3 protein-coding genes are annotated in these 4,903 nt (G+C 70.7%); 1 reads left to right on the forward strand and 2 read right to left on the reverse strand.

Annotated elements, in window-relative coordinates; all coding sequences use genetic code 11:
* The coding region (locus RWR81_RS12320) for a copper-translocating P-type ATPase (RefSeq protein ID WP_314458019.1) at nt 1-2,262 on the forward strand (2,262 nt) is incomplete at its 5' end.
* Nucleotides 2,263-2,287: 25 nt separating this feature from the next.
* On the opposite strand, the gene istB is transcribed toward RWR81_RS12320, so the two are convergent.
* Nucleotides 2,288-3,103, reverse strand: coding sequence for an IS21-like element helper ATPase IstB (gene istB / locus RWR81_RS12325; RefSeq protein WP_008733391.1), 816 nt, complete (start codon nt 3,101-3,103; stop codon nt 2,288-2,290).
* The gene (gene istA, locus RWR81_RS12330) at nt 3,100-4,767 is read right to left on the reverse strand and encodes an IS21 family transposase (RefSeq protein ID WP_314458020.1); all 1,668 of its coding nucleotides are present in this window, start codon (nt 4,765-4,767) and stop codon (nt 3,100-3,102) included. Before istA ends, istB begins: the two co-directional genes overlap by 4 nt.
* Between the last annotated feature and the right edge of the window lie 136 nt (nt 4,768-4,903).

Below are 4,903 nucleotides of genomic sequence, written 5' to 3' on the forward strand. Positions count from 1 at the left end.
TGCCCGATGCACCCCGAGGTGACCAGCGACCACCCGGGACGCTGCCCCAAGTGCGGGATGTTCCTGCAACCCGCCGACGGTGGGGACGCGCCGGCCGCACAGCACCACGACCACCAGCACCCCACCGGCGAGCCGGCGGTGGTGGCCGGTGCGGTCGCTGCAGGGGACTGGACCTGCCCGATGCACCCCGAGGTCCGCAGCGACGGCCCCGGTGACTGCCCGATCTGTGGCATGGCGCTGGAGCGGGTCTCGGCCGGGCTCGACGACGGCCCGAACCAGGAGCTCGTCGACATGCGTCGCCGGTTCCGGGTGGCGGCGGTGCTGAGCGTGCCGCTGGTGGCGATGGTGATGGTTCCCATGGTGCTGGGGCGTGCGCTGCCCGGCAGCGTCGCGCCGTGGCTCGAGCTGGCCCTGTCGACGCCGGTGGTGTGGTGGGCTGGGTGGCCGTTCTTCGTGCGCGGCGCGAAGTCGGTGGTCAGCCGTCACCTGAACATGTTCACCCTGGTGTCGTTGGGTGTCGGTGCCGCGTGGCTGTACAGCGTGGTCGCGGTGCTGGCGCCGGGGTTGTTCCCGTCCGGGATGCGGGCGATGGACGGCCGGGTCGGCACCTACTTCGAGGCCGCGGCAGTCATCATCACCCTGGTGCTGCTCGGCCAGGTCCTCGAGCTGCGGGCCCGCGACCAGACCTCCGGTGCGATCCGCACCCTGCTCGACCTGTCACCGGCCACCGCGCACCGCATCGGGGCCGACGGCACCGAGACCGACGTGCCGGCCGCCGAGCTGCAGCTGGGCGATCGGTGCCGGGTGCGGCCGGGCGAGAAGGTGCCGGCCGACGGCACCGTGGTCGATGGTCACGCGTATGTGGACGAGTCGATGATCACCGGAGAGCCGGTTCCGGTCGACAAGAGCCCCGGTGACCGGGTCATCGGCGGCACGATCATCCAGGGCGGCAGCCTGGTGGTGGAGGCCACTGGCCTGGGCGCCGACTCGACCCTGGCCCGGATCGTCGACCTGGTCTCCCAGGCGCAGCGGTCCCGTGCTCCGATCCAGGGACTGGTCGACAAGATCTCGGCGGTGTTCGTGCCGGTCGTGATCGCCGTCGCCCTGGCCACCTTCGGGTTGTGGCTGGCGATCGGGCCGCAGCCGCGGCTGCCGTTCGCGATCGTGGCCGCCGTCAGCGTGCTGATCATCGCCTGCCCGTGTGCGCTGGGTCTGGCCACGCCAATGTCGATCATGGTCGGGGTCGGGCGCGGCGCCAGCGAGGGCGTGCTGGTCAAGAACGCCGAGGCCCTCGAACGACTGCAGAAGGTCGACACCCTCGTCGTCGACAAGACCGGTACCCTCACCCAGGGCCGCCCCAGCCTGGTCGACCAGCAGGGCGTCGACGGCCACGAGGATGCCCGGACACTGCTGCTCGCCGCGGCTGTGGAGGCCGGCTCCGAACACCCCCTCGCCAGGGCGGTGGTCGATGCTGCCCGCCAGACGGGACGCACGGTGCCGGCGGCCAGCGATTTCGCCGCCCACCCGGGTGGCGGTGTCAGCGCCACCGTCGACGGTCAGCACGTGCTCGTCGGCAGCCCCGCCTTCCTGGGCAGCCAGCACGTCGACACCCATGCCCTGGACGCCGTGGTGGAGGCCTACCGTCGCCGTGGCGCGACCGCGATCGTCGTGGCCGTCGACGGCAGGCCCGCCAGTGTGCTGGCCATCGCCGACCCGCTCAAGGCGACCACCGCCGGCGCGATCGAGGACCTGCGTCGGCGCGGGATGAAGGTCGTCATGCTCACCGGCGACAATGCCACCACCGCCCGGGCCATCGCCGACGAGCTGCGCATCGACCAGGTCGTCGCCGACGTCCTGCCCGACCAGAAGCACGGCCACGTGCAGGCCCTGCAGGCCCAGGGCCACACGGTCGTTATGGCCGGCGACGGCGTCAACGACGCCCCCGCCCTCGCCGTGGCCGACGTGGGTGTGGCCATGGGCACCGGCACCGACGTGGCCATCGAGAGCGCCGACGTGACCCTGCTCGGCGGTGACCTGGCCGCCCTGGTCAAGGCCCGCGACCTGTCGGTCGACACGATGCGCAACATCCGCCAGAACCTGGTCTTCGCGTTCGTGTACAACGTGGTCGGTATCCCGCTGGCCGCCGGCGCCCTCTACCCGGCCTTTGGCTGGCTGCTGTCGCCCGTCATCGCGGCCGCCGCCATGGCCCTCAGTTCGGTCAGCGTGATCACCAACTCGCTGCGGTTGCGCCGTCACCGCTGACCCCAAGAGCCCAGCCGGTCGTTGTTCACCCCATCACAGATGCCCGGGCTCGGGTGTGGGCGAGGCGGTAGGAGTTTGTGCCGGTTTCGATGATGGTGGCGTTGTAGGTGAGGCGGTCGACGATTGCTGCGCACAGGCGGGGGTCGGTGAAGGTGTCGGTCCAGGCGGAGAAGGACTGGTTGGAGGCGATCGCGATGGCGTTCTTCTCCTCTCGTTCGGTGAGGACCTGGAACAGCAGTTCGGCGCCTCGCCGGTCGAGTTCCAGGTAGCCGAGCTCGTCAATCACGAGGAGGTCGACGCGGCCGTAGCGGTTGATGGTCTTGGTGAGTTGTTTCTCGTCGGCGGCTTCGACGAGCTCGTTCACGAGCCGGGTGGCGAGGGTGTATCGGACGCGGTAGCCCTGCTCGGCGGCGGCGGTGCCGAGCGCGATGAGCAGGTGGGACTTGCCGGTGCCGGAGCCCCCGATCAGGCACAGCGGGTCGCCGCGGCGGATCCAGTCGCCGGTGGCGAGCTCGTTGATGGTGGCCGGGTTGATGTTGGGGTTCGCGGTGAAGTCGAAGTCGGCGAGCCATTTCTCGCGGGGGAAGCCGGCGCTCTTGATGCGACGCAGGGTGGAGCGGCGGTCGCGGTCGTCGACCTCGGCCAGGAGGAGTTCGGCGAGGAAGCCCTGGTAGGTGAGTTGTTCCTTGGTGGCGGCCGTCACGGCGTCGTCGACGACGGCGCGGATCGTGGGCAGCCGAAGCCGGCGGCAGGCTTGGTCGATCGCGGCCTGCGCGGCTTGCTCGGTGAGGCCCTGACGACGGCGAAGGCTCTCGGGACGGCTGGTGCTGGTGGTGGTCATGGGGTTCCTGTCGGGGTGTGGTGGTGAGTCTCGGCGGGGGCCGGGGCGGGATCGGGTTGGCGTCGGCACAGGAGTTCGTCGTAGGCGGTGACGGTGGGCAGGGGCCGGGTGTCTTCGGGCAGGTGCGCGATGACCTGGTGCGGGTTGGTGGGGCGTCGGGGTGGCAGGTTCACGACCGTCCCGCCCCTGGTCTGGCTGGCTGGGGCGGGTGTGTGGGTGGTGGCATGGCGGCGGGCTTCGACGGCGACGACGTCGGGGCTGATCGCGCCCACCGACAGGGCCGAGGTGATGCCGGCGATCACCGCGTCGGACGGGAGGGATCGGTGGAGCAGGAGCACGTCGATCAACGCTTGGGTCCCGGCCACGTCGCCGCTGGTCTTGCGGGCCGCGGCCCAGAACGCGTCGTGGGCCGCGGTGAATGCTCCGGCGGCGCGGGCCTGCGCGAGGGCGGTGGAGCCGGGGAACGCGCCGGGCTTGTGCCGCAGCACTTCGAGGTAGTGGTCCAGCTCGACCCGGGTCACGCCACGGGTGCCGAGGCGAGGGTGGGTGGCGAGGACGGTGCGGCCCTCGAACACGACCACGCACGAGGCCCGCAGGGACACGCGGACGCGTTGGCCGATGAGGTGTGCGGGGACGGAGTACTTGACCATGCGGACGGTGATCAGGGCGGAGCGGTCGACGCGGGGGTGGAGGATCAGGCCGGGGTCGAAGTCGTCGGCCGGCAACGGTGCCAGGTGGGGCAGTTCGGCGTGGTGGTCCTGCCCGATCGTGTTGGCGTGGCCGGTGATGCGGCGGGTGTTGTCGTCGTGCTCCCAGGCGCGGATCTTGTCGTTGAGTTCGTCCAGGGTGGCGACTTCGGGCATGGGGGTGAGGTGGTTGCGGCGGAACCATCCGACCTCGCCCTCGACGCCGCCTTTCTCGTGGGCGCCGTCGATGCCGGGCTGGCAGTAGAACGCGTCGAAGCCGTAGTGGGAGCGGAACAGCACCCAGCGTTCGTTCTCGTCGCGTAGCCGGTCGCCGCCGTGGATGACCTGGACGACGGCGGAGGTGAGGTTGTCGTAGCGGATGTGGCGGGTGGGGATGCCGCCCAGGGCGTGGAAGGCCTCGATGTGTCCTTCGAGGAAGGCCTCCTGTCCGCCGGTCGGGTAGACGCGGTGGATGGCCTTGCCGGAGTGGGACAGGCGGTAGACGAACATGTGGCACTTGGTCTTGACGCCGTCCAGGATGACGTAGACCTCGCCGAAGTCGACCTCGGCCTCCGCGCCGGGGGCGTGGTCCTGCGGCACCATCGCCTCCACCCGGCGCCCGGCCTCCAGATCGATCTGCGCGCGCCTGACCCGGACGTAGTCCCGCACCGTGGAGTAGGACAGGTTGGTGGCGCCGTGCTCGTCGCGCAGCCGGGCCAGGATCCTGGTCGCGGTATGGCGCTGCTTGCGCGGCGCGGTCAGGTCATAGGTGAGCATCTCGTCGATCGCCGGCTTGTACGGGTCCAGGCGCGGTGCTGTGCGGACCGGTTTCTTGCGGGGTGGGGGTTCGGCTGCGGCGAGTGCCTGGCGGACGGTGCGGCGGTGGACTCCGTGTTTGCGGGCGAGCTCGCGGATGGACAGGCCATCGACTCGCGCGTCGTGGCGGATGTCGGCGTACAGCTGCACTCGTGATCCCATCTTGGCTCCCTTGCCCTCGCGACTGGTTCCCAGTGATGGGGACCAGCGTGAAGGGGTGGGGCCAGTTCAGACCGTCAACACCCCGGCAAGTCGCACGCGGGGCCAGATCAGGCCGTCACAACGGGGCCGAACCAAG

The sequence above is a fragment of the uncultured Actinomyces sp. genome, from assembly GCF_963526355.1.
Lineage (GTDB): Bacteria > Actinomycetota > Actinomycetes > Actinomycetales > Actinomycetaceae > Actinomyces.

Excerpts from the sequence above, each read along its gene's own strand:
- istB (WP_008733391.1), bottom strand. The coding sequence starts at position 3,103 with ATGACCACCACCAGCACCAGCCGTCCCGAGAGCCTTCGCCGTCGTCAG.
- istA (WP_314458020.1), bottom strand. The coding sequence starts at position 4,767 with ATGGGATCACGAGTGCAGCTGTACGCCGACATCCGCCACGACGCGCGA.